We start from the raw sequence: 3,789 nt of genomic DNA, 5'->3' as shown, positions 1-3,789 counted from the left end.
AGCCGGTTCCGCGGCCCCTGCTGGGGTGAAGAGGAATCCCGGTCCCACAGGTGTTTGCGGCATTGTCTGAATCCCGGCGCGGCCTGGCTGCGTATACAAAGAATGTCCATGCCCATCCCGGATTCAAACTTGCCCAGACGTTCCCTTCTTGCCATGCTGCCGGCGCTGCTGACGGCCTGCTCCGGCGTCGATCTGCTCAATGCCACGGTCGCCACCGACAGCTACCGCCGCACCGAAGGCCTGGCCTATGGCGAGCATGCACGCCAGCGGCTGGATGTCTATCAGCCCAAAGACCCGGTCAGCAACGCGCCGCTGGTGGTGTTTTTTTACGGCGGCAGCTGGTCCTCGGGCGAGCGCGCCGACTACCGCTTTGTCGGCGAGGCGCTGGCCTCCCGCGGCATCGTCACCGTGATTGCCGACTACCGCCTGAGCCCGGCATTTCGTTACCCGGCCTTTGTGCAGGACAGCGCCGGCGCCGTGCGCTGGGCCTTTGACCATGCCGCCGACTACGGCGCCAGCCCGGCCCGCCTGTTTGTCATGGGCCACAGCGCCGGCGCCTACAACGCCGCCATGGTCGCGCTCGACGCGCGCTGGCTGGCGGCCCGGGGGCTGCAACCGTCGCGGCTGGCCGGCTGGATCGGGCTGGCCGGGCCGTATGACTTTTTGCCGATTGTCGATGCCCAAACCCGCGTCGCCTTTGACTGGCCCGCCACGCCGGCCGACAGCCAGCCGCTTTCGCATGCGTCCAGGGCGTCGCCGCCGGCGCTGCTGCTGGCGCCGGTCAAGGACAGTTCGGTCAACCCGCAGCGCAGCACCGTGGCCATGGCCCGGCGCCTGAAGGCCCAGGGGGTGCGCGTGGAATCGGAGTTATTCGACGGCGTGGGCCATGTCTCGCTGCTGGCGGCTATGGCTTCAGTGCTGAGAAGCCGGGCCCCGGTGCTGGCGCGCGTGACGGCGTTTGTGCAAGCAGCTGGCTGACCACCTGGTCGATGACCGCCGCGCAGCCAAAGCACAGCCAGGCCGTCCACAGCGTGTGGCTCATGTAATGGGCGCCGCGCACCTGCTGCGCCAGACCGAGCACCAGGCCGGCCAGCAGCGCGCCGGCCAGCCAGCGCCAGGCGGTGCGCGGCAGTGTGTGGCGAAACGCAAAAAAGCCGCCGACAAAGGCAAAGCCGGCCGACGCATGACCGGCCGGAAAGCAGCCACCGCCGCCGCCATCCAGCAGTCCCCAGGCCCAGTGCGACACGTAATGGGCCGGGCCGCCAAACTCCTGCAGGTCCCAGGGGCAACTGCTGCGGCTGTGCAGCTTGATGGTGGACACCAGCAGCAGGGCGATGAAGGTGGTCAGGGCCAGCTGCGTGCGCCGCGCCAGAGCCAGTTGCCGCAGCGCGCCAAAAGGTCGTGCAATGGCGGCCAGCAGCGCCAGCTGCAGCAGCCAGGGCAGCGGCCGGATGGCATCGTGCAGCAGCCCCTGCCACAGCCAGTGCGAGCGCAGCGCAAAGCCGCTGGCCGAGCCAAACCAGTGCGCCATCCACAGGTCCAGACCCGACAGGTCCCAGGCCAGCAGCAGCGCCAGGCTGCCCAGGGTGCAGAAAAAAAGATCGGGGGCAAGGTCTGGCCCGGTGCGGCAGGCTGAGGTCATGGGTCTGGGGGCGCCGGGTGGTGAGCGCCAAAGTTAAGCCCCGGCAGGGTAGTCCGGACCGACTTAAGCGGCCCTTAAAGGCGGCCGGCTTCGCGCAAACGGTAGAATCGGGGCTTCGGTTACGTGGCGGTTACAGCCCATCCAGCCAGCCTTCCACGCTGTGAGCCCAAGCCGCACCCACCCACCGTTGCACAGGTTTTCAACTTTCAGGGAATTCGATCATGGCACTCGTTTCGATGCGCGAGCTGCTGGACCATGCGGCCGTTAACGGCTACGGCATTCCAGCTTTCAATGTCAACAACCTGGAGCAGGTTCAGGCCGTGATGGCCGCCGCCGACGAGGTCGGGGCACCGGTCATCCTGCAGGCCAGCGCCGGCGCGCGCAAGTACGCCGGTGAAGCCTTCATCAAGCACCTGATCCTGGCGGCCGTCGAGGCCTATCCGCACATCCCGCTGGTGATGCACCAGGACCACGGCCAGAGCCCGGCCATCTGCCAGGGCGCGATCGGCCTGGGTTTCAGCTCGGTCATGATGGACGGCAGCCTCGAAGCCGACGGCAAGACCATCGCCAGCTACGACTACAACGTCGACGTCACCCGCAAGGTGGTTGACATGGCCCACGCCACCGGCGTGTCGGTCGAGGGCGAGCTCGGCTGCCTCGGCAGCCTCGAAACCATGCAGGGCGAGAAGGAAGACGGCCACGGCACCGATGCGGTCATGACGCACGACCAGCTGCTAACCGACCCGGAGCAGGCCGCCGATTTCGTCAAGCGGACCCAGCTTGACGCGCTGGCGATTGCCATCGGCACCAGCCACGGCGCCTACAAGTTCTCGCGCAAGCCCACCGGCGACATTCTGGCGATCGAGCGCGTCAAGGAGATTCACCGCCGCATTCCCAATACCCATCTGGTCATGCACGGCTCATCCAGCGTGCCGCAAGACCTGCTGGCGCAGATCAACCAGTACGGCGGCAAGATGAAGGAAACCTACGGCGTGCCGGTCGAAGAGATCCAGAAAGCCATCCAGTTCGGCGTGCGCAAGATCAACATCGACACCGACATCCGCCTGGCCATGACCGGCGCAGTGCGCAAGTTCCTGGCCGAGAACCCCGACAAGTTCGATGCTAGAGAATGGCTCAAGCCCGCGCGCGAAGCCGCCAAGGCCATCTGCAAGCAGCGCTACCTCGAGTTCGGCTGCGAAGGCCAGGCCAGCAAGATCAAGGGCCACAGCCTGCAGGTCGTGGCGGCCCAGTATGCCAAGGGCGAGCTGGCGCAAGTCGTTCACTGAAAACTGTCCCAGGCCTTTCCCGGCGGATTGGCGATAATTCAAAGCCCGTGCCTGCTTAGCGCTGCGCGGGCTTTCCTACTTTTCACCCACTTTTTCGTCTCCAAGACACCAAGCGATGACTGCTGCGCTCCACACCTCCGCCCTGACCTCCCTGCCCCTGCTTGCCCGTGGCAAGGTGCGTGACAACTATGCCGTCGGCACCGACCGGCTGCTGATGGTGGCCAGCGACCGCCTGAGCGCGTTTGACGTGATTCTGGGCGAGCCGATTCCCGGCAAGGGCGCCCTGCTGACGCAGATGGCGCTGTTCTGGTTCGACAAGCTCGGCCACCTGTGCCCGAATCACCTGACCGGCGAGTCGCCCGACAGCGTGGTGACGCCAGCCGAGTTGCCCCAGGTCACCGGCCGCTCCATGCTGGTCAAGCGCCTGAAACCCATTCCGGTCGAGGCCGTGGTGCGCGGCTACCTGGCCGGCAGCGGCTGGAAGGAATACCAGCAAAGCCAGTCGGTCTGCGGTGTGCCGCTGCCGGCCGGCCTGAAAAACGCCAGCCAGCTGCCCGAACCGATCTTTACCCCCGCCGCCAAGGCCGAGGTCGGCGAGCATGACGAAAACATCAGCTACGCGCAGGTCGAAAAAATCGTCGGCCCCGCGCTGGCCGCGCAGATCAAAAAAATCAGCATCGAGATCTACCAGGCGGCAGCCGCCTTTGCGCTGACCAAGGGCATCATCATTGCCGACACCAAGTTCGAGTTTGGCCTTGATGAAAACGGCACGCTGACCCTGATGGACGAGGTGCTGACGCCCGATTCCTCGCGCTACTGGCCGATCGAGGGCTATGAAGCCGCCCTGGCCGCCGGGCAAAA

At 66.1% G+C, this 3,789-nt stretch carries 4 protein-coding genes; 3 read left to right on the top strand and 1 reads right to left on the bottom strand.

The genetic code is table 11. The features are described from left to right. Nucleotides 1–129 precede the first annotated feature (129 nt). A complete protein-coding gene (locus tag RMO23_RS12840) occupies nt 130–978 on the top strand; it encodes an alpha/beta hydrolase (RefSeq protein ID WP_309682075.1) in 849 nt (282 codons plus the stop codon). Here the strand turns inward: RMO23_RS12840 and RMO23_RS12835 are convergent. Next, nucleotides 905–1,642, bottom strand: a complete 738-nt coding sequence (locus RMO23_RS12835; protein ID WP_309682072.1) for a phosphatase PAP2 family protein — start codon at nt 1,640–1,642, stop codon at nt 905–907. The genes RMO23_RS12840 and RMO23_RS12835 overlap by 74 nt on opposite strands. Before the next feature lie 221 nt (nt 1,643–1,863). Between RMO23_RS12835 and fba the strand changes: the two genes are divergently transcribed. Both fba and RMO23_RS12825 read left to right on the top strand, forming a co-directional pair. Next, a complete protein-coding gene (gene fba / locus RMO23_RS12830) occupies nt 1,864–2,928 on the top strand; it encodes a class II fructose-bisphosphate aldolase (RefSeq protein ID WP_309682069.1) in 1,065 nt (354 codons plus the stop codon). Between the two features lie 115 nt (nt 2,929–3,043). Next, nucleotides 3,044–3,789, top strand: a 746-nt coding sequence (locus tag RMO23_RS12825) for a phosphoribosylaminoimidazolesuccinocarboxamide synthase (RefSeq protein WP_309682067.1), incomplete at its 3' end; no start/stop codon positions are given.

The sequence above is a fragment of the Polaromonas sp. genome (assembly GCF_031411155.1).
GTDB lineage: Bacteria > Pseudomonadota > Gammaproteobacteria > Burkholderiales > Burkholderiaceae_C > Polaromonas.
Note: the sequence above shows the minus strand (reverse complement) of the source record. Positions and strands in the feature narration are given on the sequence as shown.